Consider the following 26,547-nt stretch of genomic DNA (forward strand, 5'->3'; position numbering starts at 1 on the left):
TCCTGTATCCACATTCAAACAATCGTTCAGCTCACCGATTGCCCTCATAACCCAGGATGCAAAAAGGCGCCCGAAGGCGCCTTTCCTGGCTAGCTCACCTGTGAGCGTAGCAGCACTTGTCAGTGCTGATGACCGCCTTCACCGTGTACGTGGCCGTGAGCGATTTCTTCTTCGCTCGCGTCACGGATGGCTACAACCTTGACCTTGAAGTTCAGACGCTGGCCAGCCAGTGGGTGGTTACCGTCTACCGTCACGTCGTCGCCGTCCAGATCACGGATGGTCACGATTTGCATTTGGCCGTCCGGCGCCGAAGCGTGGAACTGCATGCCAACTTCCAGTTGGTCAACGCCTTCGAACATGCTGCTGCTCAGGGTGCTGACCAGCTCGGCGGAGTACTCGCCGTAAGCGTCTTCCGGCTCAACGGAAACTTCCAGCTCGTCACCGACTGCCTTGCCAACCAGAGCCTTTTCCAGACCCGGGATGATGTTACCTGCGCCTTGCAGGTAAACCAGCGGTGCGCCGCCGGCGGAGCTGTCGATGACCTCACCAGCGTCATTGGTCAGGGTATAGTCGATGGAGACAGCCTTGTTGGCGGCGATCGTCATGGGGCGAGACCTTTTGCAAAAAATAATGAGTGCGCAAGTTTAACCAAGCAATCGCCCGAAAGCGAACACAACCAAGACCAACGGATAATTTTGAAAACATCAACGATCATTGCCTGGCGTCAGGATGAGGAGCAGCACTGGGTTGCCGTGCTCTCCTGCGGCCACACCCAGCACCAGCGCCATCTACCGCCCTGGCAATCCAGGCCGTGGGTGCTTGACCCCGATCAGCGCCAGGCAAAAATAGGTCAGCCCTTTGCCTGTGGCTGGTGTGCTCAAGAGGCGGATAGCGCTAATCTTGGCAATTGATTCAGGCACAAGCCCCGTTTGAAGGGGGGTGCCCTTGCACTGCCACGTCAGGAAGCTCGCATGCAAACTTTCTTTATCGCACCCACCGATTTTGGTGTGGGGCTGACCTCCATTAGCCTGGGCCTGGTCCGCACCCTGGAGCGCGCCGGGTTGAAAGTCGGTTTTTTCAAGCCCATTGCCCAGCCGCACCCCGGCGACCTCGGCCCTGAGCGCTCCACCGAACTGGTGGCCCGCACCCACGGCCTCAAGCCGCCCACCCCGCTGGGCCTGGCCCATGTCGAACGCATGCTGGGTGACGGCCAGCTCGATGAACTGCTCGAAGAGATCATCAACCTTTACCAGCAGGCCGCCGTCGGCAAGGACGTGCTGATTGTCGAAGGCATGGTGCCCACCCGCACCGCCAGTTACGCGGCACGGGTCAACCTGCACCTGGCCAAGAGCCTGGATGCCGAAGTGATCCTGGTCTCGGCCCCGGAAAACGAAGTGCTCACCGAGCTGTCGGGCCGGGTCGAGTTGCAGGCCCAGCTGTTTGGCGGGCCAAAAGACCCGAAAGTGCTGGGTGTGATCCTCAACAAGGTGCGCACCGACGAAAGCATGGAAGCGTTCTCGGCGCGCCTCAAGGAGCATTCGCCGTTGCTGCGCAGTGGCGATTTCAAGTTGCTGGGCTGCATCCCCTTCCAGCCCGAACTGAACGCTCCACGCACCCGCGACGTGGCCGAGTTGCTGGGGGCCCAAGTGCTCAATGCCGGGGATTATGAAACCCGGCGCATGTCGAAAATCATCCTGTGTGCGCGCACCGTGCTCAACACCTTGCAACTGCTCAAGCCCGGCGTACTGGTGGTGACCCCCGGTGATCGCGACGACATCATCCTCGCCGTCAGCCTCGCGGCCATGAACGGCGTACCGCTGGCGGGCCTGCTGCTGACCAGTGACACCCAGCCCGACCCGCGCCTGATGGAACTGTGCCGGGGCGCCCTGCAAGCCGGGTTGCCGGTGCTGTCGGTGAGCACCGGTTCATACGACACCGCCAACCGTCTCAATGGCCTGAACAAGGAAATCCCCATCGATGACCGCGAACGTGCAGAGATCATCACTGATTTCGTCGCCAGCCACCTCGATGCCCACTGGCTGCACCAGCGTTGCGGTACCCCCCGCGAAATGCGCCTCACCCCTGCAGTGTTTCGCTATCAGCTAATCCAGCGCGCCCAGCAGGCCAACAAGCGCATTGTCCTGCCCGAAGGCAGCGAACCCCTGACCGTACAGGCTGCGGCCATTTGCCAGGCCCGCGGTATCGCCCGCTGTGTGCTACTGGCCAAGCCTGAAGAAGTCCAGGCAGTGGCCAAGGCCCACGGCTTCGAACTGCCTGAAGGCCTGGAAATCCTCGACCCCGACCTGATCCGCGGTCGTTATGTCGAGCCGATGGTGGCCTTGCGCAAGACCAAGAGCCTCAACGCACCGATGGCCGAGCAGCAACTGGAAGACCCGGTGGTGATCGGCACCATGATGCTGGCACTGGATGAGGTCGACGGTCTGGTATCCGGAGTGATCCACTCCACCGCCAACACCATCCGCCCTGCCTTGCAGCTGATCAAGACCGCGCCGGGCTGCACCCTGGTGTCGTCGGTGTTCTTCATGCTGTTCCCCGAGCAGGTGCTGGTGTATGGCGACTGCGTGATGAACCCGCACCCGAGCGCCACCGAGCTGGCTGAAATCGCCCTGCAAAGTGCCGACTCTGCCGCTGCGTTCGGCATCACCCCGCGGGTGGCGATGATCAGCTACTCCAGCGGCGAGTCGGCCAGCGGTGAAGAAGTCGAAAAAGTCCGCGAAGCCACCCTGCTGGCCCATGAAGCGCAGCATGCGCTGCTGATCGACGGTCCGTTGCAATATGACGCGGCTGCCAACGAAGCCGTCGCCAGGCAACTGGCCCCCAATAGCCAGGTGGCAGGCCGGGCCACGGTATTTGTGTTCCCCGACCTCAATACCGGCAACACCACCCACAAAGCTGTACAACGCAGCGCCGATTGCGTCAGCCTGGGCCCGATGCTGCAAGGCCTGCGCAAGCCGGTAAACGACCTGCCCCGCGGCGCGCAAGTGGACGACATCGTCTACACCATCGCCCTTACAGCGATTCAAGCCGCCAACCGACCTATGGATGTGTAAATGCTGGACTTCCTGCCTGCGCCGATACGCGGCGTCATCGCTTCACTGCTACTGGCAATCAACACCATCGTGTGTTGCACGCCGCTGTTTATTGTCGCGATCTTCAAGCTGTGCCTGCCCTTCCCGGCGGCGCAGCGGGTGACCGACGAATTGATGCGCCGGATCCACGAAGCCTGGGTTGGCAACAACAATCGCTGGATGGATCTGCTGCGCAAGACCCGCTGGCATATCAAGGGACTTGAAGGCCTGGACTATGAGCACTCGTACCTGGTGACCAGCAACCACCAGAGCTGGGTTGACATCATGGTGCTGCAATATGTGCTCAACAAACGCATCCGCCCGCTGAAGTTCTTCCTCAAGCAGGAACTGATCTGGGTGCCGGTGATTGGCCTGGCGTGGTGGGCGCTGGGCTTTCCGTTCATGAAGCGTTACTCCAAGGCGTACCTGGCCAAACACCCGGAGAAGAAAGGCGCTGACCTGGCGACCACGCGCAAGACCTGCGCCAAGTTCAAGAACCAGTCGGTGGGCATCTTCAACTTCGTCGAAGGCACGCGCTTTACCGAGGCCAAGCATGAACAGCAAAACTCGCCGTTTCGCTACCTGCTCAAGCCCAAGGCCGGCGGCATTGCTTTTGTGCTGGATGCGATGGGTGAACAGCTGAAGTCAATCGTCAACGTGACCATTCACTACCCGGGTGGGCGTCCGGGGTACTGGGACTTGTTGTGCGGCAATGTGAAAGACGTGGTCGTGGTGTTTGAAGAACTGCAGATACCCGAAGAGTTCTTGGGTAAAAACTACGACCAGGACCCGGAGTACCGCCTGGCGTTCCAGAGCTGGATCAACCAGCTCTGGGAAGACAAGGACCGCTTGCTGGAGCAATTGCATCGAGACTACCCCAAGACTTGATGCTCCCCTTGATCCTGTGGGAGCGGGCTTGCTCGCGATGATATCAACTCGTTAAACCGTCATACCGGGGCGCCTGCATCGCGAGCAAGCCCGCTCCCACAAGAGCATGTTTGGCGTTTGTCATGCACAAAAAAGCCCGCCACCGATCACTCGGTGGCGGGCTTTTTAGTGCGGCTTAAATCGCGCCGCGTTGACGCAACAGGTCCAGCACCAGCTTGACGCCTTCTTCCAGCGACAGCGACTGTGTATTAACCACCAGATCAGCGTTCAACGGCACGTCATACGGGAAAGACTCACCCGGGATGTTGTCGCCACCCGCCGCGTAAAGCCCTTGCGGGTCACGCTCGGCGCACACGGCAGGGGATGCCTGCACATACACGGTGATCAGCCGATCGCTGCCAATCAGTGCCTTGGCCTGTTCACGGCCTTCAGCATCCGGGGCCACGAACGCGGCCAATGTCAGCAAGCCCGCTTCGTTGAACTGACGTGCCACATGTGCAGCACGGCGCCAGTTTTCCGTGCGCCCGGCACGGTCCTGCGGCAATCCCTTGTTCAGGTCATGGCGCAGGTTCTGGCCATCCAGCACGAATACCGCACGGCCCATATCGAACAGCTTGCGCTCAACCGCATAGGCCAGGGTACTCTTGCCAGCGCCAGACAAGCCGCTGAACAGCACGGTGGCCGGCTGTTGGCCAAAGCGCTGGGCACGCTCTTCGACGGTCACATGGGCCAATTTGCCGTGATGGGTCGCACTGCCATGACTCAACGGCTGGGCCACGATCATGCCTGCACCCACGGTGCCGTTGGTCAGGCGGTCGATGATGATGAACGAGCCGGTAGTGCGGTTGCTGTCATAACCATCCAGCGCAATCGGCGCGTCGAGGCTGATCTTGACCTTGCCGATCTCGTTCAGTTGCAAGGCGCTGGCCGGGCCTTCTTCCAGGGTGTTCACATCGACCTTGTTGACGATGCTGGCAATCGAACCCGGCACATAGCTGGTCGCGCGCTTGATGTCGTACTTCTTGCCCGGCAGCATCGGCTCTTCCGCCATCCACACCAGCATGGCTTCGAAGTTGTCAGTCACCAGCGGCACGTTGTCGGCATGCACCAGCAGGTCGCCACGGGAGATGTCGATCTCGTCTTCCATGGTCAGGGTGACCGCCTGGCCCGGGCCGGCGTGTTCCAGTTCACCTTCAAAGGTGACGATGGATTTGACGCGGCTGCTCTTGCCCGACGGCAATACGACGATTTCATCGCCCTTGTGCACGATACCGCTGGCCAGGGTGCCGGCAAAACCACGGAAGTTCAGGTTCGGACGGTTCACGTACTGCACCGGGAAGCGCAGGTCGGTGAGGTTGCGGTCGGCCGCCACTTCCACGGTTTCGAGGATTTCCATCAGCGACTGGCCGGTGTACCACGGCGAGCGCTCGGACTTGTTCACCACGTTGTCGCCTTTAAGGGCAGACATCGGCACAAAGTGCAGGCTGGTGGGCTTCATCTTCAAGCCTTCGGCGAACTTCAGGTAATCGGCCTTGATCGACTCGAAAACACCTTCGTCGAAGCCCTTGAGGTCCATCTTGTTGATGGCGACCACGATGTGCTTGATGCCCAGCAACGAAGCGATAAAGCTGTGGCGACGGGTCTGGGTCTGCACGCCGTAACGGGCATCCACCAAAATGATCGCCAGGTCACAGGTGGACGCACCGGTGGCCATGTTGCGGGTGTACTGCTCATGGCCAGGGGTATCGGCGATGATGAATTTGCGCTTGGCGGTAGAAAAATAGCGATACGCCACGTCGATGGTGATGCCCTGCTCGCGCTCGGCTTGCAGACCGTCCACCAGCAGCGCCAGGTCGATATCGTCGCCCGTGGTACCGCTTTTTTTCGAGTCGCGGGTAATGGCTTCCAGATGGTCTTCGTAGATCATCTTGGAGTCGTGCAGCAGGCGCCCGATCAGGGTGCTCTTGCCGTCGTCGACGTTGCCGCAGGTCAGGAAGCGCAACATCTCTTTGCGCTCGTGCTGGCCCAGGTAGGCGAGGATGTCCTCGCTGATCAAATCAGATTGGTGCGACATGACAACCCCTTAGAAATAACCTTGACGTTTTTTATCTTCCATTGAGCCTGCGCCATCGTGATCGATGACTCGGCCCTGGCGCTCGGAAGTTCGCGTCAGGAGCATTTCCTGGATGATGTCGGTCAGGGTTTCTGCCTCGGACTCCACCGCGCCGGTCAGCGGGTAGCAACCCAGGGTACGGAAACGGACCTTTTTCTTGACGATGCGCGCCTTGTCTTCGTCAGACAGGTGCTCAAGGATGCGCTCGTCGTCGATCATGATCAGCGTGCCGTTCTTCTCGATGACGTCGCGCTCGGCCGCAAAGTACAGCGGCACGATCGGGATGCCTTCGAGGTAGATGTACTGCCAGATATCCAGCTCGGTCCAGTTCGACAACGGGAACACACGGATGGATTCGCCCTTGTTGACGTTGCCGTTGTAGACGTTCCACAACTCGGGGCGCTGGTTTTTCGGGTCCCAGCGGTGCTTGCTGTCACGGAAGGAGTACACGCGCTCCTTGGCCCGGGATTTTTCTTCGTCGCGACGCGCGCCACCAAAGGCGGCATCGAAGCCGTATTTGTCCAGAGCCTGCTTCAGGCCCTCGGTTTTCATGATGTCGGTGTGCTTGGCACTGCCGTGGGTGAAGGGGTTGATCCCTTGCGCCACGCCGTCCGGGTTGACGTGAGTGATCAGGTCCAGGCCCAGCTCGGCAACCATCTTGTCGCGAAAGCGGTACATCTCCTGGAATTTCCACTGGGTGTCGACATGCATCACCGGAAACGGCAGCTTGCCCGGGAAAAACGCCTTGCGTGCAAGGTGCAGCATCACGGCGGAATCTTTACCGATCGAGTACAGCATCACCGGGTTATCGAACTCGGCGGCCACCTCGCGGATGATGTGGATGCTTTCCGCCTCCAGCTGTTTCAGGTGCGTCAGTTTGTCGACCATGGCTACTCACGAAAGCTATCTTATGAACGGCCTGCGGGCCGTGTTCGAGGCTCGAATGCTAGCACAGCGCCCTCTTCTATAGACGGCGCCAACTAGATCGAAAAGGTCTAAGAATAGATCGCAGAGTTTGGCGGGCAAACCCTGTGGGAGCGGGCTTGCTCGCGATGAATGCGCCGCACAGATGCAGGCAAACCGCGTTGCCTGCATCGCGAGCAAGCCCGCTCCCACACAGAGGGGTGAGGTGGGCTCAGATCGGATTCGGGCAATCGATAAACAGATGTTCCAGGGCAAATCGCCGGGCCAGGTAATCACCCAAAGCCTGCACGCCATAACGCTCGGTGGCGTGATGGCCAGCAGCAATAAAGCTGATGTCGTTTTCGCGGGCACTATGGAACGTTTGCTCGCTGGCCTCGCCGCTCAAATACAGATCAACCCCGGCCAACACCGCCTGGTCGATATAGCCCTGCCCGCCTCCGGTACACCAGCCCACGCGGCGGATCATCTCGCTGCCTTCAATCAGCAACGGCTCGCGCCCCAGCGCCTCTTGCACACGGCGGGCAAAATCGCGAGCCGTCATCGGCTCGGCCAAAGAGCCCACCAGCCCCACCACTTTCGGATTGCCCGGTTCCAGCGGGCCTTCGACAGTGATGTCCAGCTGCCGGGCCAATTGCACGTTGTTACCCACTTCAGGGTGCAGGTCCAGCGGCAAGTGATACGCCAGCAGGCTGATATCGTGCTTGAGCAGGGTTTTCAGGCGGCGCTGTTTCATGCCGGTGACGCAAGGGTCTTCGCCCTTCCAGAAATAACCGTGGTGCACCAGTATCAGATCCGCCTGGGCCTCGACGGCAGCATCCAGCAAGGCCTGGCTGGCGGTCACGCCACTGACGATACGCATCACCTGCGGGCGGCCTTCGACCTGCAGGCCATTGGGGCAATAATCACTGATGGCGGCACTGTTGAGGTAACGATTTGCTTCTTCTACCAGCGTGCTCAAGGCGACAGCCATAAAAGACTCCTAAATATAGCGTTCAGAGCCGGGCGGCCCTCGTATAATGGCGCCATTATGGGCCGTCAGAATGGCTCTGCAACCTTCAGGACTGAGTTCAATGTTTAAGGCTTTGCGTTTCTTTGGCTGGCCACTGCTGGCTGGCGTGCTTATCGCTTTGCTGATTATTCAGCGTTACCCGCAATGGGTCGGGCTGCCGAGCCTGGACGTCAATCTGCAACAAGCCCCGCAAACCAGTTACGTGCAGCAGGGGCCGGTGACCTATGCCGACGCGGTAGTGCGCGCCGCGCCTGCCGTGGCCAACCTGTACACCACCAAGGTGGTGAACAAAAACGCCCGCCCCCTGTTTGAAGACCCGCAGTTCCGTCACTTTTTCGGCAACAACGAGCCCAAGCAGCGCCGCATGGAGTCCAGCCTGGGTTCGGCGGTGCTGATGAGCCCCGAAGGCTATTTGCTGACCAACAACCATGTGGTCGCAGGGGCCGACCAGATTGTGGTGGCGCTCAAGGACGGTCGTGAAACCCACGCCCGGGTCATCGGCAGCGACCCGGAAACCGACCTCGCGGTACTGAAGATCGACCTGAAGAACTTGCCGGCCATCACCATTGGTCGCTCGGACACCTTGCGCATCGGTGATATCGCCCTGGCGATCGGTAACCCGTTTGGCGTGGGCCAGACCACCACCATGGGCATCATCAGCGCCACCGGGCGCAACCAGTTGGGCCTGAACAACTACGAAGACTTTATCCAGACCGATGCCGCGATCAACCCGGGCAACTCGGGCGGCGCGCTGGTGGATGCCAACGGCAACCTGACCGGGATCAACACCGCAATCTTCTCCAAGTCCGGTGGTTCGCAGGGCATCGGCTTTGCGATTCCGATCAACCTGGCGATGGAAGTCATGAAGTCGATTATCGAGCACGGCCAGGTGATCCGCGGCTGGCTGGGGATCGAGGTGCAGCCGCTGACCCAGGAACTGGCCGAATCGTTTGGCCTGAGCGGTCGCCCGGGGATTGTGGTGGCGGGGATTTTCCGTGATGGCCCGGCGCAAAAAGCCGGTCTGCAACTGGGGGACGTGATTCTGAGCATTGATGGCGAGCCCGCCAGCGATGGTCGTCGCTCGATGAACCAGGTGGCACGGATCAAGCCTTCGGACAAGATCACGATCCAGGTCATGCGCAACGGCAAAGAGCTCAAGCTCACCGCCGCAGTGGGCCTGCGACCGCCGCAAGAGCAGCCGCCGCAGCAGGATGAGTAAGCAGCGCGCCCTCCCCACCTGATGTGGGAGCGGGCTTGCTCGCGAGGGTATCGCCGCGGTTTGCCTGAGCTACCGCGGCGCCTGCATCGCGAGCAAGCCCGCTCCCACAACAGCTGTGGTCAACCTCTATTCGATATCCGACAACCCTTCAATCAACGCTGCATTCTGCTCCGGCGTGCCGATGCTGATGCGCAGGAACTGGGCAATGCGCAGTTGCTTGAAGTGACGCACGATCACGCCCTGCTCGCGCAACTTGGCCGCCAGCGCCGCTGCATCGTGCTCCGGGTGACGGGCGAAGATAAAGTTCGCCGCCGACGGCAGCACTTCAAAACCCAACGCCTGCAATTGCCCGATCACCTGTTCACGGCTGTCGATCACCAACTGGCAGGTGTGCTCAAAGTACTCACGATCGGTAAACGCCGCTGCCGCGCCAGCAATGGCGATGCGATCCAGCGGGTAGGAGTTGAAGCTGTTCTTGATCCGCTCCAGCGCTTCGATCAGATCAGGGTGGCCTACCGCCAGGCCGACCCGCAAACCGGCCAGGGAGCGCGACTTGGACAGGGTCTGGGTCACCAGCAGGTTGGGGTAGCGATCCACCAGGCTGATGGCTGTCTCGCCGCCAAAGTCGATATACGCTTCATCCACGACCACCACTGAGTCAGGGCTGGCCTTGAGGATCTGCTCGATGGCGTCCAGCGCCAGCAGGCAACCCGTCGGGGCGTTGGGGTTCGGGAAGATGATCCCGCCATTGGCCCGGGCATAGTCCGCAGGCTGGATCCGGAACTGCTCATCCAGCGGCACAGCCTCAAATTTGATGCCGTACAAGCCGCAGTAAACCGGATAGAAGCTGTAGCTGATGTCCGGGAACAGCAGCGGCTTGTCGTGCTGGAACAGGCCGTTGAACACATGGGCCAGCACTTCATCCGAACCGTTGCCCAGGAACACCTGATCGGTCTGCACACCGTAGTACTCAGCCACGGCCTGCTTGAGCAGGTCGCTGTTGGGGTCCGGGTACAGACGCAGGTTGTCATTGATCTCGGCCTGCATCGCTGCCAGCGCTTTAGGCGAAGGCCCGTAGGGGTTTTCGTTGGTGTTGAGCTTGACCAGCTTGGTCAGCTTCGGCTGCTCACCGGGCACATAAGGCACCAGCTCTTTTACGAATGGACTCCAGAACTTGCTCATGTTTATTGCCCCTGTTTGTCGGCGAGGATGCGGTATTCGGCACTGCGGGCGTGACCGGTCAGCGACTCGCCACGGGCGAGAATCGAAGCGGTTTTGCCCAGATCGGAAGCCCCCTGCTCGGAGCAGAAAATGATCGAGGAGCGCTTCTGGAAGTCATACACCCCCAGCGGCGACGAAAAACGCGCCGTACCGGACGTCGGCAATACATGGTTAGGCCCGGCGCAGTAGTCGCCCAGCGCCTCGGAGGTGTGACGGCCCATAAAGATCGCGCCGGCGTGGCGGATCTGTGGCAACCAGGCTTGCGGGTCAGCCACTGACAGTTCCAGGTGTTCCGGGGCAATGCGGTTGGCGACGTCGATTGCCTGCTGCATGTCGTTGACCAGAATCAGCGCGCCGCGACCATTGATCGAGGTTTCGATGATTTCGGCCCGCTCCATGGTCGGCAGCAGTTTGGCGATGCTGGCCGCCACTTTGTCGAGGAACTCGGCGTCAGGGCTGACCAGAATCGCCTGCGCGTCTTCGTCGTGCTCGGCCTGGGAGAACAGGTCCATTGCAATCCAGTCCGGGTCGGTCTGGCCGTCGCACACCACCAGAATCTCCGAAGGGCCGGCGATCATGTCGATACCCACCTGGCCAAACACATGGCGCTTGGCGGTGGCAACATAGATATTGCCCGGGCCAACCACCTTGTCGACTTTAGGCACGCTTTCGGTGCCATAGGCCAGCGCTGCAACCGCTTGTGCGCCACCGATGGTGAACACCCGGTCAACACCCGCGATGCAGGCGGCAGCCAGCACCAGCTCATTGATTTCACCGCGCGGGGTCGGCACGACCATCACCACTTCGGTCACGCCGGCAACCTTGGCCGGAATCGCGTTCATCAGCACCGACGACGGGTATGACGCCTTGCCACCCGGGACGTACAGACCGGCGCGATCCAGTGGCGTGACTTTCTGGCCTAGCACCGTGCCATCCGCTTCGGTGTAGCTCCAGGAGTCCTGTTTCTGTTTTTCGTGGTAGCTGCGCACACGCTGTGCCGCTGTTTCCAGTGCTTCACGCTGTGGCGCAGTGATACGGGTCAGGGCCAGTTCCAGGCGCTCGCGCGGCAGGATCAGGTCAGCCATCGAGGCCACTTCAAGGCCGTCGAAGCGCTGGGTGAATTCGACCAGGGCGGCATCCCCGCGCTCGCGCACGGCCTTGATGATGTCGAGCACACGCTGGTTGACCGAGTCGTCAGACACACTTTCCCAGCTCAGCAGATGATCCAGATGCTGCGCGAAGTCCGGGTCAGCAGCGTTGAGTCGGCGAATTGCAGTGGGAGCGGTCATAGCGAGGGCCTCGGTAATGGGCGAATGCTTGGAATAGGGGTTTTGCACAGCTCAGGCACCACAAGACTACCAAGCCATCCGCGTGGGTACCTGAGATTTCTGGCTATTACGCGGATAGATGGGCGCGGCAAGAAGCCGCGCAGGTGAGTCAGCCGCGGTGTCGAGATTCCACTGCTTTGCGCAGGGTATCGATCAGGGCTTGAATACGGGCGTGCTGCATTTTCATCGAAGCCTTGTTAACCACCAGGCGGGAGCTGATGGCGGCAATGAATTCCTGGGGTTCCAGGCCATTGGCGCGCAAGGTGTTGCCGGTATCGACCACGTCAATGATCTTGTCGGCCAGGCCAATCAGTGGCGCCAGCTCCATCGAGCCGTACAGCTTGATGATGTCGACCTGACGGCCCTGCTCGGCGTAGTAGCGCTTGGCGACATTGACGAACTTGGTGGCCACGCGCAGGCGGCCCTTGGGTTCGGCAACACCGATGGCACCGGCAGTCATCAGCTTGCACTGGGCAATCTGAAGGTCCAGCGGCTCGTACAGGCCCTGGCCACCGTACTCCATCAGCACGTCTTTACCTGCTACACCGAGGTCGGCGGCACCATGCTCAACGTAAGTCGGCACGTCGGTGGCACGGACGATCAGCAGGCGGACGTCTGGCTGAGAGGTCGGGATGATCAGCTTGCGGCTTTTGTCCGGATTCTCGGTCGGCACAATGCCCGCTTCAGCCAGAAGCGGCAGGGTGTCGTCCAGGATACGGCCCTTGGACAGTGCAATGGTCAACATGGGAAACGTAAGTCCTTATCAGGGTACTTTTGCCCGTGCGCAATCGGCGCCGGACAAGCATCGAACCTGATATCAGGCTCGACTTGAACGATTCGAGGCCAGGTAAGGTAACGCTTGCAAGCCGTTACGTCACCTGGCGGCTGGACACTATCCCTGTGCCCATGAGGCCAAACAGCAAAAACTAGCCCGGAACGCGGCGGATTTTGGCACCCAGCATTTGCAGTTTTTCTTCGATGCACTCGTAACCACGGTCGATGTGGTAGATGCGGTCGATCAGGGTATCGCCTTCAGCCACCAGGGCCGAAATCACCAGGCTGGCCGAAGCACGCAGGTCGGTGGCCATGACTGGCGCGCCCTTGAGGGTCTCGGTGCCGGTAACGATGGCAGTGTTGCCTTCGACCTGGATCTTGGCGCCCATGCGGTGCAGCTCGTACACGTGCATGAAACGGTTTTCGAAGATCGTCTCGATCACGGCACCGGTGCCTTCGGCAATGGCGTTGAGCGAGATGAACTGCGCCTGCATGTCAGTCGGGAACGCCGGGTACGGAGCGGTACGCACGTTCACCGCTTTCGGGCGCTTGCCGTGCATGTTCAGCTCGATCCAGTCTTCACCCGTGGTGATTTCTGCACCCGCTTCCTTGAGTTTTTCCAGTACGGCTTCAAGGATGGTCGGATCCGTGTCCTTGACCTTCACACGGCCGCCGGTCACGGCTGCAGCAACCAGGTAAGTACCGGTTTCAATACGGTCCGGCATGACGCGGTAGGTCGCTGGATGCAGCTCTTTGACGCCATCGATGGTGATGGTGTCGGTGCCGGCACCGCTGACCTTGGCGCCCATGGCGTTCAGGAAGTTGGCCAGGTCAACGACTTCAGGCTCGCGTGCAGAGTTCTGCAAGACGCTGCGGCCATTGGCCAGCGCTGCGGCCATCATGATGTTCTCGGTACCGGTCACACTGACGGTATCGAAGAAGAAGTTGGCACCGTGCAGGCCGCCTTCTGGCGCCTTGGCCTTGATATAGCCGCCTTCGACGTCGATCACTGCGCCCATGGCTTCAAGGCCACGGATGTGCAGGTCAACCGGGCGCGAACCGATGGCGCAACCGCCTGGCAGGGCAACTTCGGCATAACCGAAGCGCGCAACCATCGGGCCCAGGACCAGGATCGACGCACGCATGGTTTTCACCAGCTCGTACGGCGCTACCAGGGTCTTGATGGTATTCGGGTTGATTTCGACGCTGAGCTTTTCATCGATCACCGGCTCAATGCCCATGCGACCGAACAGTTCGATCATGGTGGTGATGTCATGCAAGTGCGGCAGGTTGGCTACAGTCACCGGGCCGTTGCACAGCAAGGTCGCTGCCAGGATCGGCAGGGCGGAGTTCTTCGCCCCGGAAATGCGGATTTCGCCATCAAGACGGGCACCGCCGGTAATAATCAATTTATCCATAACAATCTCGACGCCAATGGGCTCAGGGGGCTCAGGTGCGCTCGGCCCAGGCCGCGCTGCTGAAGAATTTCATAGTGACCGCATGGATGCTGCCATCAGCGATCCACGGGTTCAAATGGGCATAGATGCTTTGTTGACGTTTAACCGGGCTCAAGGCCACCAGTTCGTCACTAATCACGTTCAGCTGAAAGTTGCAGCCTTCGCCCTCAACTTCTACCTGGGTACCAGGCAGCTTTCCCTCAAGAAAGCTCTTCACTTCTACGGCCTGCATGCTCAACCTCAATCGGCGCCTAACGCGCGCGGGTCGGCCATCATACAAAAAAGCCCCGCGCCTGCGAACCCCGCATAACAGGACTCTGACGGGGGGGCTTTGTGTAAGTGGCGATTAATGATGTGCCAGCAGCTCGGTCACACCCGAGACCTGGGCGATTTCGCGCATGTCTTCGGGCATGGCTCGAATGCTCAATGGCTTGTTCAGGGCCTGGGCATCACGGATGTAACACAGCAGCAACGACAAACCGACACTGCTGGATTTGGTGACGCCCGAGCAATCAACCACCAGCTCTTTGGCCAGGGCTTTGTTGATCAGGGCCTGGCCTTCAGTGCGCAAGCGGGGGCCAGTCTGATAATCGAGCACGCCACTGAGGCGCAACTCGCTCTCGCCGGCCAGGGTGATGGCCGCTTCACTCATTGGGCAGCTGCCTTGGGCGAAGCTGCATCAGTGGTCTGCTTGGCCTTGGCCACTTCACCCGCCCAGTTGTCGATGGTTTTATCCAGGTTGTTGCCGTTGCGCTGCATGGCATCGGCGAACTGATCACGGAACAGCTTGCCGATATTGATGCCATTGATGATCACGTTGCGCACTTTCCATTCGCCGTTGACCTTGTTAAGGGTATAGGACAGCGGGTAAATGGCGCCGTTGTCACCCTTGACGGTCATGTCGACACTGGTGCGATCGCCGCTTTCGTCCTTGGCCGGGCCAACGGTGATGCCCTGGTTCTTGAACTCAAGCAAGGCATTGCCATAGAACTGCATCAGGCTGCGCTTGAAGTTCTCTTGAAAGCGCTGCATCTGGGCAGGCGTTGCATTGCGCGAGTACTTGACCGTCATGATGCTTTTGGAGATGCCATCGACATCTACCGCAGGGCCGACGATTTCGTTCAGGGCATCGTAGAACTTGCTCGGGCTTTGCTTGTATTGCTCCTTGTTGGCCGCAAGGTCGGCCAGCAAGCGGGTCGTGGTATCTGAAACGATGTCATGGGCCGACTGCCCCGGCGCGGCATTCGCCACCAGAGGCAGGGTTGCGGCCAGTATTACCAGCAGGCCACGGCGCAAGAGAGAAATCATCTAAAAGCTCCTTATTTGGCGTCTTTGCTAACGGTATTGAGCAGGAATTTGCCGATCAGGTCTTCAAGGACCAGCGACGACTGCGTGTCGTGAATGGTGCCACCATCCTTGAGGATGGCGTCTTCGCCACCCACGCTGATGCCGATGTACTTCTCGCCCAGCAGGCCAGCTGTGAGAATAGACGCTGTCGAATCCACAGGCAGGTTATCCACCGCTTTTTCGAGCTGCAATGTGACGCGGGCCATGTAGTTGTCACGGTCCAGGTCGATTGCCGTCACCTTGCCGATGGTCACGCCAGCCATAGTGACCTTGGCGCGCACGGTCAGGCCGGCAATATTGTCAAAATTGGCATAGAGCTTGTAGGTGTCGGTACTCGCCGTCGGGGACAGCCCGCTGACCCGCAGGGCAAGCAACAGCAAAGCCAGGATGCCAGCCAGCAGGAACAGGCCGACACCGATTTCCATGGTGCGGTTTTGCATCAGAAATCTCCAAACATCAAGGCGGTCAAAATAAAGTCCAGCCCGAGGACTGCCAGTGAGGCATACACCACGGTCTTGGTAGTGGCACGGCTGATCCCCTCTGAAGTGGGCTCACAGTCATAACCTTGAAACACGGCAATCCAGGTCACCACAAAGGCAAAGACGATGCTTTTGATGATCCCGTTAACGACGTCACCACTGAAGGTTACGCTGTTTTGCATATTGGCCCAGTAGGAACCGTCATAGACGCCCAGCCAGTCCACAGCCACCCACGAACCACCCCAGATCCCGACCACGCTGAAAATCATTGCCAGCACCGGCAGGGAAATGAACCCGGCCCACAACCGTGGCCCGATGATGTACTTGAGCGGGTCGACACCGATCATTTCCAGGCTGGACAACTGCTCGGTCGACTTCATGTTGCCGATTTCGGCAGTCAGCGCCGACCCCGCACGCCCGGCGAACAGCAAGGCGGTCACCACCGGCCCCAGCTCGCGCAACAGGGTCAGGGCCACCATCTGCCCCACCGCCTGTTCGGAACCATAGCTGGACAGGATACTGAAGCCCTGCAAGGCCAGCACCATGCCGATAAAGATGCCGGACACGACAATAATCACCAGGGACATGACGCCCACGGAGTGCAGTTGCTTGATCAGCAAGCCAAACCCGCCACCGATACCGCCACGCCCCAGCAGGGCATGAAACAGGAACACTGCCGAGCGCCCCAGTACCGCGACGGTATCGATCCCGGCCCGGCCGAACAGGCCGATTCGGTCCATTAATGAAATCTTGCGCATCAGCGCTTCCCCAGTAGATCGGTTCGGTAGTCCGACGCCGGAAAGTGGAACGGAACCGGGCCATCCGGATCGCCGGTCATGAACTGGCGAATGCGCGGGTTATCGGCGTTCATCAATTCTTCAGGCGTGCCCTGCCCCAGCACCTGGCCATCACCCACCACATACAGATAGTCGGCAATGCTCGCGGTTTCAGCCAGATCGTGAGACACCACGATACTGGTAATGCCCAGCGCATCGTTGAGCAGACGAATCAGGCGTACCAGCACCCCCATTGCAATCGGGTCCTGGCCCACGAAGGGCTCGTCATACATCAGGATCTGCGGATCCAGGGCAATCGCCCGCGCCAGTGCCACCCGGCGCTTCATGCCGCCGGACAACTCGTCGGGCATCAGGTCGATGGCCCCGCGCAAGCCCACCGCCTGCAATTTAAGCAGCACGATGTCACGGATCATTTCTTCCGGCAGCTCGGTATGCACCCGCAGCGGGAAAGCAACGTTCTCGAACACGTCCAGATCGGTAAACAGCGCACCGCTCTGAAACAACACGCCCATGTGCTTGCGCGCATCAAACAAATCACTGCGCGACAGGGCCGGCAGGTTTTGATTGTTGACCCACACTTCACCGCTGCTGGGACGCAGTTGCATGCCCATCAGGCGCAAAAGTGTGGTCTTGCCGCAGCCCGACGGGCCCATGATCCCCGTGACCTTGCCACGCGGGATACGAATATCGACATTATTGAAGATGCTGCGCGTACCGCGCTTGAAGGACACTCCCTTCAGCTCGACCGCGTAGGCGTTATCGGCGCTCATCTAAACTCCTTGCGATGCAGCCTCTGCCTCTCACCCGGACACCAAACTTCTTGTTAAGAAGCACGCGTTCCCTGGCGGGCCGAACTGGCGGCGAACTATACCACTGCTCATAGTGACCGCCCAAGACCGAAGGAGTGCCGGTTAAGTCTCAGTACAGTGAAATAAAGCGGTTTTTTCTGCAAACACACGAGCACTTTGCAAACACAGACCATAAAGCACAGCGATCAAGCGTGAGGGAATCCCACATAACCGCTATAATCCTTGCCTTTTCTCAGGCTACCCGACTTCAACCATGAGCCAATCCAGCGACCTGATCCAATCCGCCCAACGCACCATCCGCCTCGAACTGGAAGCCGTAGAGGGCTTGCTGTCGCATATCGACGCAGATTTCGTACGCGCTTGCGAGATGATTCTGGCCAGTAAAGGCCGGGTGGTCGTGGTCGGCATGGGCAAGTCAGGACACATCGGCAACAAGATTGCCGCCACCCTGGCCAGCACCGGCACCACGGCTTTTTTTGTTCACCCGGCAGAAGCCAGCCACGGCGACATGGGCATGATTACCCGCGATGACATCATCCTCGCGCTATCCAATTCCGGCTCCACCGCCGAAATCGTCACCCTGCTGCCACTGATCAAGCGCCTGGGCATCAAGTTGATCAGCATGACCGGCAACCCCGAATCGCCGCTGGCCAAGGCCGCCGATGTCAGCCTGGATGCCCGCGTGGCCCAGGAAGCCTGCCCGCTGAACCTGGCTCCGACCTCCTCCACCACCGCCACCCTGGTGCTGGGCGACGCACTGGCCATTGCCCTGCTCGAAGCCCGCGGTTTTACCGCTGAAGACTTCGCCTTCTCCCACCCGGGGGGTGCACTGGGCCGTCGCCTGCTGCTGAAAGTGGAAAACGTCATGCATTCCGGCGATGAGCTGCCACAAGTGGTGCGCGGCACTCTGCTTAAAGAAGCACTGATGGAAATGACCCACAAGGGCCTGGGCATGACCGTGGTGATAGAAGAAGACGGACGCCTGGCCGGGATTTTTACTGACGGCGATTTGCGCCGCACCCTGGATCGCGAAATCGATATCCGCAACGCCACCATCGACACGGTCATGACCCCGCACGGCAAAACCGCCCGCGCCGACATGCTGGCGGCAGAAGCCCTTAAAATCATGGAAGACCACAAAATCAGCGCGCTGGTGGTGGTCGACAAGCAGGACCGCCCGGTGGGCGCCCTGAACATGCACGATCTGCTACGCGCAGGAGTAATGTAATGACCCAGGAACTTCTCAAGCGCGGCAAGGGCATCAAGCTGGCCATTTTCGACGTTGATGGCGTGTTGACCGACGGTCGCCTGTACTTCCTCGAAGATGGCAGCGAATTCAAGACCTTCAACACCCTCGACGGCCAGGGCATCAAGATGCTGATGGCCGCCGGCGTGCAAACGGCAATCATCAGCGGCCGCAAGACCCCGGTGGTCGAACGTCGCGCGCAAAACCTGGGCATCCCGTACCTGTACCAGGGCCGTGAAGACAAATTGGTGGTCCTGGACGAGCTTCTTGGCCAACTCAACCTAAGCTATGAACAGGTTGCCTACCTGGGTGATGACTTGCCGGACTTGCCGGTTATCCGCCGGGTAGGCTTGGGCATGGCCGTGGCCAACGCCGCGAGCTTTGTCCGTGAACACGCCCACGGGGTAACCCAGGCACGGGGCGGCGAAGGTGCCGCCCGCGAATTCTGCGAGCTGATTCTGCGTGCCCAGGGCAGCCTGGACGCAGCCCACGCTGCCTACCTATAGAGCTTTCTATGCTGAGCAAAAAGATTCGCCAAATAGTGCTGTTTGCAGTGATTGCCTCGCTGTTTGCAGCGGTTGGCTACTGGAATATCAGGCCGGAACGCTTTCTCAACACCCCTACCCTGGCGGTGGATGAAAGCGCTATCGACTACTACGCCACCAACGCACACAGCCGTCAGTTTCTGCCCGACGGCAAGCTGCAGTACGACATGACGTCCGAGAAGCTTGAACATTTGAAGGCTTCCGAGGTCACTCAATTGACCCAACCGAAAATGCAGCTCTACCGCGGCACGGCTTACCCGTGGCATGTGCAGAGCGAGCGTGGTGAAGTCAACCCGGACGGCACCGAGGTCGAGCTGATCGACGCGGTGCGTATCGCGCGTACCGACGAGAAAAACCGCACCACCATTATTACCAGTACCCGCATGACTGTATTCCCCCAGAAGGAATATGCGCAGACCGAGCGAGACGTTAGAATCGACGGCGCTGGCGGCGTAACGACTGGCAAGGGAATGAAAGCATATTTGAAAGACGGCAGGATGGACCTGCTGTCCAACGTAAGAGGACAGTATGAGTCTCGTTAAAACCCTCCCTTTATTGCTCAGTTTGAGCGCCGCACTGGGAAGCGTGAGCGCCTGGGCTCTGCCAAACGACAACGAACAACCTATCCGCATCCAGGCCAACGAGGCGCAACTGGATGACAAGCAAGGTGTTGCCACCTACAAGGGCGATGTCATCATCACCCAGGGCTCGATGAAAATCACCGGTAACACCGTCACCATTACCCGTAATGCTGCGGGCGAAATCGACGTGGTTACATCCGTAGGCAACCTGGCCTACTTCGAGCAACTGCAGAAAGCCACCGACCCCAAACCGGTTCAGGCGTATGCCGTCACCATTCAATACCATGCGCCACAAAACCGCATCGTGCTGATCGACAAGGCCAAGGTCATCAACGACGGCAACACCACCGAAGGCGAGAAAATCGTCTACGACACGGTCAAGCAGGTCGCCAATGCCGGCCGGGCCAATGGTGCCAATGTCACTGCGCCACGCCCGCGCATCGACATGGTGATCCAGCCCAAGAAGAAAACCGACCAGCAGAAGGCCCAGTAATGGCAACTCTGAAAGCCCAGCATCTGGCCAAAAGCTACAAGAGCCGCCAGGTCGTGCGTGATGTCAGCCTGTCCATCGACAGCGGGCAGATCGTCGGCCTGCTCGGCCCTAACGGCGCAGGCAAAACCACCTGCTTCTACATGATTGTGGGCCTGGTGCATGCCGACCAGGGCCGCGTCCTGATCGACGACCTGGACGTCAGCCATGAGCCCATGCACGGCCGTGCACGCGCCGGTATCGGTTACTTGCCGCAGGAAGCCTCGATCTTTCGCAAGCTGTCGGTGGCCGACAACATCATGGCGATCCTCGAGACCCGCAAGGAGCTGGACAAGGCCGGGCGTCGCAAGGAGCTGGAAAGCCTGCTGCAGGAATTCCACATCAACCACATTCGCGACAACCTGGGCATGAGCCTGTCGGGTGGTGAGCGTCGCCGGGTAGAAATCGCCCGCGCACTGGCCACGGCCCCCAAGTTCATCCTGCTCGACGAACCCTTTGCCGGTGTCGACCCGATCTCGGTGGGCGATATCAAGCAAATCATCTACCACCTCAAGGCCAAGGGCATCGGTGTGCTGATCACCGACCACAACGTTCGCGAGACCCTCGATATCTGCGAAACCGCGTATATCGTCAACGACGGGCAACTGATCGCTGAAGGCGACGCTGAAACGATTCTGGCCAACCAGTTGGTACGCGAAGTTTACCTCGGCAACGAGTTCCGCCTGTAACACAGGCATGTGACATGCCCTCAACGGGGTGTCCTTGATTGGTCTGGCACGCAAAAAACTAATTAAGAACACCCCTAGGCAAACGCACCGGTTTCAGGCATATAATTTGCTTATGTTTGGCGCTCACGCGCCCTGTAGTGGATGGCGCCATGTGCGCCGGCGAATAAGGTGTTAAGCCCCTGCCATGAAACCATCGCTAGTCCTGAGAATGGGCCAGCAGCTGACAATGACACCTCAGCTGCAACAGGCCATCCGCCTGCTTCAATTGTCGACCCTCGACCTGCAACAGGAAATCCAGGAGGCTCTGGAGTCCAACCCGATGCTCGAACGCCAGGAAGAAGGCGACGACTTCGACAATGCAGACCCCCTTGCCGACAACATTGAGCAAAAGCCCAATACCGACGTCCAGGAACCCACCTACCAGGAAACTGCGCAGACCGTAGACAACCTGGAAGACGGTGACTGGGGCGAACGCATTCCCAACGAACTGCCCGTGGACACGGCCTGGGAAGACATCTACCAGACCAGCGCCAGCAGCCTGCCCAGCAACGACGATGACGAGTGGGACTTCACCACCCGCACCTCGGCCGGCGAAAGCCTGCAAAGCCACCTGTTGTGGCAACTGAACCTGGCACCGATGTCCGACACCGATCGTCTGATCGGTGTCACCCTCATCGACTGCATCAATAACCAGGGCTACCTGGACGAAAGCCTCGAAGAAATCCTCGAAGCCTTTGATCCGGAACTGGACATCGAGCTCGACGAAATCGAAGCCGTCCTGCACCGCATCCAGCAATTCGAACCCGCCGGCATCGGCGCGCGCAACCTGGGCGAATGCCTGCTGCTGCAATTGCGTCAGTTACCCGCCAAGACGCCCTGGCTGAACGAAGCCAAGCGCCTGGTTACCGATTACATCGACCTGCTGGGCGCACGCGACTACAGCCAGCTGATGCGCCGCATGAAGCTCAAGGAAGACGAGCTGCGCCAGGTGATCGAACTGGTACAGAGCCTCAACCCGCGCCCGGGCTCGCAAATCGAGTCCAGCGAAGCTGAATATGTTGTACCAGACGTGATCGTGCGCAAGGACAACGAGCGCTGGCTGGTGGAGCTAAACCAGGAGTCCGTGCCGCGCCTGCGGGTGAACGCACAATATGCAGGTTTTGTCCGCCGGGCCGACACCAGCGCCGACAACACCTTTATGCGTAACCAGTTGCAGGAAGCACGCTGGTTTATCAAAAGCCTGCAAAGCCGCAACGAAACCCTGATGAAAGTGGCGACCCAGATCGTCGAGCATCAGCGCGGGTTTCTGGAGCATGGCGACGAGGCCATGAAGCCACTGGTTCTGCACGACATCGCCGAAGCGGTGGGCATGCACGAATCCACCATTTCCCGGGTGACCACGCAAAAGTTCATGCATACCCCACGCGGTATTTATGAACTGAAGTACTTTTTCTCCAGCCACGTCAGCACCTCTGAAGGCGGCGAATGCTCCTCCACCGCGATCCGTGCCATCATCAAAAAACTGGTTGCTGCGGAAAATCAGAAAAAGCCGTTGAGTGACAGCAAGATCGCTGGTTTACTGGAGGCACAAGGTATTCAGGTAGCCCGTCGCACCGTCGCCAAGTACCGCGAATCCCTCGGGATAGCGCCTTCGAGCGAACGCAAGCGTTTGATGTAAGCCACGGACCCCGGCGTTTCAGTGGCAGGCTGCTCGGCCTGCCGCTTTATGCAATGGCATCAAAGGAGAAACTGTATGCAAGTCAACATCAGTGGACACCAACTGGAAGTCACCGAACCGCTACGCGCATACATCGGCGAAAAACTCGACCGACTGGAGCGTCACTTCGACAAGATTACCAACGTACAGGTAACGATGGCGGTCGAAAAACTGAAACAGAAAATCGAGGCCACCTTGCACATCCATGGAGGAGAAGTCGTTGCCAACGCCGAGCATGACGACATGTATGCCGCCATTGATCTGCTCACTGACAAGCTTGATCGCCAACTGAAAAAGCATAAGGAAAAGACCCAAAGCCTGCTCCAGGGCGCGACCGGTCGTTAATACTCCCTACCCATGATCCGACTTGAAAGTATCCTGACCCCCGGCCGTTCCCTGGTGAACGCGCCGGGCGGCAGTAAAAAGCGCGCACTCGAACATATTGCCAACCTGATCAGCCGCGAAGTGCCTGGTCTCGAAATGCAGGATGTTTTTGAGAGCCTTATTGCCCGTGAAAAACTGGGTTCCACCGGTTTCGGTAACGGCATTGCCATACCCCATTGCCGCCTCAAGGGTTGCGAGTCGCCTGTGAGCGCCTTGCTGCACCTCGACGCCCCCATAGATTTCGACGCCATCGATGGCGCGCCGGTCGACCTGCTTTTCGTTTTGCTGGTGCCAGAAGCGGCAACCGATGCACACCTGGAACTGCTCCGGCAGATTGCCAGCATGCTCGATCGTAAAGACGTGCGCGAAAGGCTGCGCAGTGCACCTAGCAACGAAGCGTTGTACCAGGTTGTTCTGGACGTACAGAACGGTCATTAATCATGCGCTTAGTCATAGTCAGCGGACGCTCCGGCTCCGGTAAAAGCACTGCCCTCGCCGTCCTTGAAGACAACGGTTTCTATTGCATCGACAACTTGCCAGCCGGCCTGCTGCCGGAACTGGCCGAGCGAGCGTTGATTCACACCGAGCTGGCGCAACCGCTGGTGGCCGTATCGATCGATGCGCGCAACCTGCCCAGCCACCTGTCCCGCTTCCCCCAGTTGCTTGAAGAGGTCCGCAGCCGACATATTCAGTGCGACGTACTGTACCTGGATGCCGACGAAGAAACCCTGCTCAAGCGCTTTTCGGAAACCCGCAGGCGCCACCCGCTCAGCAGTGCGAGCCGCTCGCTGGCCGAGGCCATTCGCGATGAAACCCAGCTGCTGGGACCGATTGCCGACCTCGCCGACCTGACCATCAACACCACCAACCTGAACCTGTACCAGCTGCGTGACACGATCAAGCTGCGCCTGCTGAACAAGCCGGAACCCGGTACTGCCTTTTTGGTGGAGTCGTTTGGCTTCAAGCGCGGGATGCCGGTGGATGCCGACCTTGTATTTGACGTGCGCTGCCTGCCCAACCCGTACTGGAAGCCTGAACTGCGCGAGCAGTCGGGGCTGGACCAGCCGGTTGCCGACTACCTGGCGGCACAGCCTGATGTCGAAGAAATGTTCCAGGACATCTCCAGCTACCTGCTTAAATGGCTACCACGCTTTGCGGCCAGCAACCGCGCCTATGTGACCATCGGGATCGGCTGCACGGGCGGGCATCACCGTTCCGTGTACCTGACCGAACGCCTGGGCAAATGCCTGCAAGAAACTCTGAAGAACGTCCAGGTTCGCCACCGCGACCTTACTTGAAGGATCTACCCCGCGATGCCTGCAGTGGAAATTGAAATCATCAACAAACTGGGCTTGCACGCCCGTGCATCGGCAAAGTTTGTCGGCATCGCAGGGCAGTTTCCATGTCAGATCCAGGCGGGTCGCACCCCTGAGTCGATGGTCGACGGCAAAAGCATCATGGCCATGATGATGCTGGCTGCCGGCAAAGGCACCACCATCCACCTCAAAACCGAGGGTGAGAAGGAACAGGAAGCACTGGACGCACTGGTCGCGCTGATCAACAACTATTTTGATGAAGGCGAGTAACCGAACCGTGCTTCAACCTGTAGCCGCTGCCGAAGGCTGGGATAAGGCCCGAAGGGCCTTCATGCCCACAAAAGCGCGACCGCTTCGCGCTCGATCGCAGCCTGCGGCAGCGGCTACAGACTTCACACCCAGCTCCCCCTCCCACCTGTAGCAGTTGACGAGTAGAACGAGGCTACGTCCGGTTTGGTGCGCCACTGCGACGCAGCCTCGCTCCGCGAGTCAGCTGCTACAAAGGCCCCTTGACCGGCAATAGAGTATCTACAGGTTAATCGCCCCCCCTGCTCAACCCAACGCCGTATCCATCACCATCATCAAGCAAAAGCCGACGCACAAGCCCAGGCTCGCCAGTTTCTCGTGGCCATTGCGCCGCGACTCGGGGATGACCTCCTGGGTGACCACCAGCAGCATCGCCCCGGCCGCCAATGCCAGCCCCAACGGCAACAATACTTCGGCCAGGTTGACCAGCCAGGCACACAGCACCGCAAACACCGGTTCAACCAGCCCTGAAGCCGCGCCAATCAAGAACGCCTTGACCCGCGACATGCCCGCCCCAGCCAGTACAAGGGCAATCACCAGCCCCTCCGGTACATCCTGCAAGGCAATCCCCATCGCCAGGCTATCGGCATCTGGCATGCCGCCACCTGCCGACACCCCGACCGCCATGCCCTCAGGAATGTTGTGCGCCACAATCGCAATCACAAACAACCAGATACGCGGTGCAATGACCGGCTCGCCGGGGCGACTGACAAAAACCTCAGGCCCGGCGCCGGACACCTTGCGGTCGACCAGAAACAGGCAAAATGCGCCCAGCAGGATCCCCACGCTGATCAGCCCGCTGGCAGACCAGGGCGCCAAGCCCAGGCTCTGCGCGGCCGCAATACCCGGCACAATCAGCGAAAAGGCCGTGGCCGCCAGCATCACCCCGGCTCCAAAGCCAAGCAGCGTGTCACTGACCGCCATCGGCATCTTGCGAATAACCAATACCGGCACGGCGCCCAATGCCGTACCCAGCGCACACAACGCGCCGCCCTGCAACGCCCGCAACAGCCGGGGCTCCAGATCCAGCCAGACCAGCCCCTTGGCGACCAGCAAGGCCGTGCCCGCCAACAACAAGAGCGTGCCGAAGGCATAGCGAAACATCCGCACGCCCCCGACCGCTAAAATTTGCGTGCCCATAATCCGCCTGAATCCTTTTCGGTGGGCTCAGCCAATCGCCGCTTGATAGCGGCGAGCTACTTCGGGCCAGTTGATCACGTTGTAGAACGCATTGATGTATTCCGGGCGACGGTTTTGATAACGCAGGTAATAAGCGTGCTCCCACACGTCCAGCCCCAGAATTGGCGTGTTGCCGTTCATTAGCGGGCTGTCCTGGTTACCGCTGCTTTCGATCACCAGTTTTTTCTGCGGGGTCACGCTCAACCATGCCCAGCCACTGCCAAAACGCGTCAGCGCCGCCTTGGTGAAGTTCTCCTTGAACGTCTCCAGCCCGCCCAACTGCTCGTCAATGGCCTTGGCCAGCGCATCTTCGGGCTTGCCCCCGCCTTTAGGGCTCATGACTTCCCAGAACAACGAGTGGTTGGCATGCCCGCCGCCCTGGTTGATAACCGCCGCTCGCAGTTTTTCGGGCAACTGGTTAACGCTGGCCACCAGTTTTTCCACCGGCCATTTGGCCCATTCGGTGCCCTCGACGGCCGCATTGAGGTTATTGATATAGGTCTGGTGATGCTTGGTGTAGTGGATTTCCATGGTTTGCGCGTCAATATGCGGCTCAAGCGCGTCGTAGGCGTAAGGCAAGGCAGGCAAGGTATAAGTCATA

29 protein-coding genes and 1 pseudogene are annotated in these 26,547 nt (G+C 59.6%); 14 read left to right on the top strand and 16 right to left on the bottom strand.

The window, feature by feature from the left end:
• Nucleotides 1-119: 119 nt before the first annotated feature.
• Entirely contained in the window at nucleotides 120-605 is a 486-nt protein-coding gene (locus BFC21_RS13785; RefSeq protein ID WP_016781816.1) for a peptidylprolyl isomerase, read from the bottom strand.
• Between BFC21_RS13785 and BFC21_RS13790 the strand changes: the two are divergent.
• The 3 genes and pseudogenes from BFC21_RS13790 to BFC21_RS13800 all read left to right on the top strand — a co-directional run bounded on the left by BFC21_RS13790 (nucleotide 604) and on the right by BFC21_RS13800 (nucleotide 3,977).
• Nucleotides 604-911: pseudogene (locus tag BFC21_RS13790) on the top strand (DUF3565 domain-containing protein). The gene BFC21_RS13785 and the pseudogene BFC21_RS13790 overlap by 2 nt on opposite strands.
• A 60-nt stretch (nucleotides 912-971) precedes the next feature.
• Nucleotides 972-3,071, top strand: coding sequence for a phosphate acetyltransferase (gene pta, locus BFC21_RS13795; RefSeq protein WP_016781815.1), 2,100 nt, complete (start codon nucleotides 972-974; stop codon nucleotides 3,069-3,071).
• Entirely contained in the window at nucleotides 3,072-3,977 is a 906-nt protein-coding gene (locus BFC21_RS13800) for an acyltransferase (protein WP_120266266.1), read from the top strand.
• A 175-nt stretch (nucleotides 3,978-4,152) separates the two neighbouring features.
• On the opposite strand, the gene cysN is transcribed toward BFC21_RS13800, so the two are convergent.
• From cysN to BFC21_RS13815, 3 genes are all read right to left on the bottom strand, one after another.
• Nucleotides 4,153-6,051 carry a sulfate adenylyltransferase subunit CysN gene (gene cysN / locus BFC21_RS13805; RefSeq protein ID WP_095004702.1) on the bottom strand — a complete coding sequence of 633 codons (1,899 nt, stop codon included), beginning with the start codon at nucleotides 6,049-6,051 and terminating at the stop codon, nucleotides 4,153-4,155.
• A 9-nt stretch (nucleotides 6,052-6,060) separates the two neighbouring features.
• Nucleotides 6,061-6,978, bottom strand: a complete 918-nt coding sequence (gene cysD, locus BFC21_RS13810; RefSeq protein WP_003439932.1) for a sulfate adenylyltransferase subunit CysD — start codon at nucleotides 6,976-6,978, stop codon at nucleotides 6,061-6,063.
• Between the two features lie 247 nt (nucleotides 6,979-7,225).
• Nucleotides 7,226-7,984, bottom strand: coding sequence for a Nif3-like dinuclear metal center hexameric protein (locus tag BFC21_RS13815; protein ID WP_083369627.1), 759 nt, complete (start codon nucleotides 7,982-7,984; stop codon nucleotides 7,226-7,228).
• A gap of 100 nt (nucleotides 7,985-8,084) precedes the next feature.
• On the opposite strand from BFC21_RS13815, the gene algW reads away from it, so the two are divergent.
• Nucleotides 8,085-9,242: a Do family serine endopeptidase AlgW gene (gene algW, locus BFC21_RS13820; protein ID WP_083369628.1), complete on the top strand. Its 1,158-nt coding sequence runs from the start codon at nucleotides 8,085-8,087 to the stop codon at nucleotides 9,240-9,242.
• 126 nt (nucleotides 9,243-9,368) lie between these two features.
• On the opposite strand, the gene hisC is transcribed toward algW, so the two are convergent.
• The 10 genes from hisC to BFC21_RS13870 all read right to left on the bottom strand — a co-directional run bounded on the left by hisC (nucleotide 9,369) and on the right by BFC21_RS13870 (nucleotide 17,415).
• Nucleotides 9,369-10,424 carry a histidinol-phosphate transaminase gene (gene hisC, locus BFC21_RS13825; protein ID WP_088378112.1) on the bottom strand — a complete coding sequence of 352 codons (1,056 nt, stop codon included), beginning with the start codon at nucleotides 10,422-10,424 and terminating at the stop codon, nucleotides 9,369-9,371.
• Between the two features lie 2 nt (nucleotides 10,425-10,426).
• Nucleotides 10,427-11,752: a histidinol dehydrogenase gene (gene hisD, locus BFC21_RS13830; protein WP_088378113.1), complete on the bottom strand. Its 1,326-nt coding sequence runs from the start codon at nucleotides 11,750-11,752 to the stop codon at nucleotides 10,427-10,429.
• Nucleotides 11,753-11,900: 148 nt separating this feature from the next.
• Nucleotides 11,901-12,536, bottom strand: a complete 636-nt coding sequence (gene hisG / locus BFC21_RS13835) for an ATP phosphoribosyltransferase (RefSeq protein ID WP_016781809.1) — start codon at nucleotides 12,534-12,536, stop codon at nucleotides 11,901-11,903.
• 181 nt (nucleotides 12,537-12,717) lie between these two features.
• Complete coding sequence (murA, locus tag BFC21_RS13840) at nucleotides 12,718-13,983, bottom strand: UDP-N-acetylglucosamine 1-carboxyvinyltransferase (RefSeq protein ID WP_016781808.1); 1,266 nt, start codon at nucleotides 13,981-13,983, stop codon at nucleotides 12,718-12,720.
• Nucleotides 13,984-14,014: 31 nt separating this feature from the next.
• Nucleotides 14,015-14,254, bottom strand: coding sequence for a BolA family protein (locus BFC21_RS13845; protein WP_003439919.1), 240 nt, complete (start codon nucleotides 14,252-14,254; stop codon nucleotides 14,015-14,017).
• Nucleotides 14,255-14,368: 114 nt separating this feature from the next.
• A complete protein-coding gene (locus BFC21_RS13850) occupies nucleotides 14,369-14,674 on the bottom strand; it encodes a lipid asymmetry maintenance protein MlaB (RefSeq protein WP_016781807.1) in 306 nt (101 codons plus the stop codon).
• A complete protein-coding gene (locus BFC21_RS13855) occupies nucleotides 14,671-15,330 on the bottom strand; it encodes a phospholipid-binding protein MlaC (RefSeq protein ID WP_088378114.1) in 660 nt (219 codons plus the stop codon). Before BFC21_RS13855 ends, BFC21_RS13850 begins: the two co-directional genes overlap by 4 nt.
• An 11-nt stretch (nucleotides 15,331-15,341) precedes the next feature.
• Complete coding sequence (mlaD, locus tag BFC21_RS13860) at nucleotides 15,342-15,809, bottom strand: outer membrane lipid asymmetry maintenance protein MlaD (protein WP_016781805.1); 468 nt, start codon at nucleotides 15,807-15,809, stop codon at nucleotides 15,342-15,344.
• Nucleotides 15,809-16,606: a lipid asymmetry maintenance ABC transporter permease subunit MlaE gene (gene mlaE / locus BFC21_RS13865; RefSeq protein ID WP_029611534.1), complete on the bottom strand. Its 798-nt coding sequence runs from the start codon at nucleotides 16,604-16,606 to the stop codon at nucleotides 15,809-15,811. The genes mlaD and mlaE overlap by 1 nt, the downstream gene beginning before the upstream one ends.
• Nucleotides 16,606-17,415: an ATP-binding cassette domain-containing protein gene (locus BFC21_RS13870; RefSeq protein WP_016781803.1), complete on the bottom strand. Its 810-nt coding sequence runs from the start codon at nucleotides 17,413-17,415 to the stop codon at nucleotides 16,606-16,608. The genes mlaE and BFC21_RS13870 overlap by 1 nt, the downstream gene beginning before the upstream one ends.
• A gap of 292 nt (nucleotides 17,416-17,707) precedes the next feature.
• On the opposite strand from BFC21_RS13870, the gene BFC21_RS13875 reads away from it, so the two are divergent.
• The 10 genes from BFC21_RS13875 to BFC21_RS13920 all read left to right on the top strand — a co-directional run bounded on the left by BFC21_RS13875 (nucleotide 17,708) and on the right by BFC21_RS13920 (nucleotide 24,731).
• Nucleotides 17,708-18,682, top strand: coding sequence for a KpsF/GutQ family sugar-phosphate isomerase (locus tag BFC21_RS13875; RefSeq protein ID WP_016781802.1), 975 nt, complete (start codon nucleotides 17,708-17,710; stop codon nucleotides 18,680-18,682).
• Nucleotides 18,682-19,206 (top strand): HAD family hydrolase, encoded by a 525-nt coding sequence (locus BFC21_RS13880; protein WP_016781801.1) that lies wholly within the window; start codon nucleotides 18,682-18,684, stop codon nucleotides 19,204-19,206. Before BFC21_RS13875 ends, BFC21_RS13880 begins: the two co-directional genes overlap by 1 nt.
• A gap of 8 nt (nucleotides 19,207-19,214) precedes the next feature.
• Nucleotides 19,215-19,787, top strand: a complete 573-nt coding sequence (lptC, locus tag BFC21_RS13885) for an LPS export ABC transporter periplasmic protein LptC (protein WP_016781800.1) — start codon at nucleotides 19,215-19,217, stop codon at nucleotides 19,785-19,787.
• Entirely contained in the window at nucleotides 19,774-20,319 is a 546-nt protein-coding gene (gene lptA / locus BFC21_RS13890) for a lipopolysaccharide transport periplasmic protein LptA (protein ID WP_016781799.1), read from the top strand. The genes lptC and lptA overlap by 14 nt, the downstream gene beginning before the upstream one ends.
• Nucleotides 20,319-21,044: an LPS export ABC transporter ATP-binding protein gene (gene lptB / locus BFC21_RS13895; RefSeq protein ID WP_088378115.1), complete on the top strand. Its 726-nt coding sequence runs from the start codon at nucleotides 20,319-20,321 to the stop codon at nucleotides 21,042-21,044. The genes lptA and lptB overlap by 1 nt, the downstream gene beginning before the upstream one ends.
• Nucleotides 21,045-21,228: 184 nt before the next feature.
• Nucleotides 21,229-22,722: an RNA polymerase factor sigma-54 gene (locus BFC21_RS13900; protein WP_088378116.1), complete on the top strand. Its 1,494-nt coding sequence runs from the start codon at nucleotides 21,229-21,231 to the stop codon at nucleotides 22,720-22,722.
• A gap of 75 nt (nucleotides 22,723-22,797) precedes the next feature.
• A complete protein-coding gene (gene hpf, locus BFC21_RS13905; protein ID WP_016781796.1) occupies nucleotides 22,798-23,106 on the top strand; it encodes a ribosome hibernation-promoting factor, HPF/YfiA family in 309 nt (102 codons plus the stop codon).
• A 12-nt stretch (nucleotides 23,107-23,118) separates the two neighbouring features.
• Entirely contained in the window at nucleotides 23,119-23,583 is a 465-nt protein-coding gene (gene ptsN / locus BFC21_RS13910; RefSeq protein WP_016781795.1) for a PTS IIA-like nitrogen regulatory protein PtsN, read from the top strand.
• Nucleotides 23,584-23,585: 2 nt separating this feature from the next.
• Nucleotides 23,586-24,443 (top strand): RNase adapter RapZ, encoded by an 858-nt coding sequence (gene rapZ / locus BFC21_RS13915; RefSeq protein ID WP_088378117.1) that lies wholly within the window; start codon nucleotides 23,586-23,588, stop codon nucleotides 24,441-24,443.
• A gap of 15 nt (nucleotides 24,444-24,458) precedes the next feature.
• The gene (locus BFC21_RS13920) at nucleotides 24,459-24,731 is read left to right on the top strand and encodes an HPr family phosphocarrier protein (RefSeq protein WP_016781793.1); all 273 of its coding nucleotides are present in this window, start codon (nucleotides 24,459-24,461) and stop codon (nucleotides 24,729-24,731) included.
• A 282-nt stretch (nucleotides 24,732-25,013) separates the two neighbouring features.
• On the opposite strand, the gene BFC21_RS13925 is transcribed toward BFC21_RS13920, so the two are convergent.
• Together BFC21_RS13925 and BFC21_RS13930 are read right to left on the bottom strand one after the other, a co-directional pair.
• Nucleotides 25,014-25,907: a ZIP family metal transporter gene (locus tag BFC21_RS13925; protein WP_088378118.1), complete on the bottom strand. Its 894-nt coding sequence runs from the start codon at nucleotides 25,905-25,907 to the stop codon at nucleotides 25,014-25,016.
• A gap of 27 nt (nucleotides 25,908-25,934) precedes the next feature.
• A complete protein-coding gene (locus BFC21_RS13930) occupies nucleotides 25,935-26,546 on the bottom strand; it encodes a superoxide dismutase (RefSeq protein ID WP_088378119.1) in 612 nt (203 codons plus the stop codon).
• Nucleotide 26,547: the final 1 nt, after the last annotated feature.

The organism is Pseudomonas sp. TMW 2.1634 (genome assembly GCF_001703595.1).
Taxonomy (GTDB): Bacteria; Pseudomonadota; Gammaproteobacteria; order Pseudomonadales; family Pseudomonadaceae; genus Aquipseudomonas; species Aquipseudomonas fragi.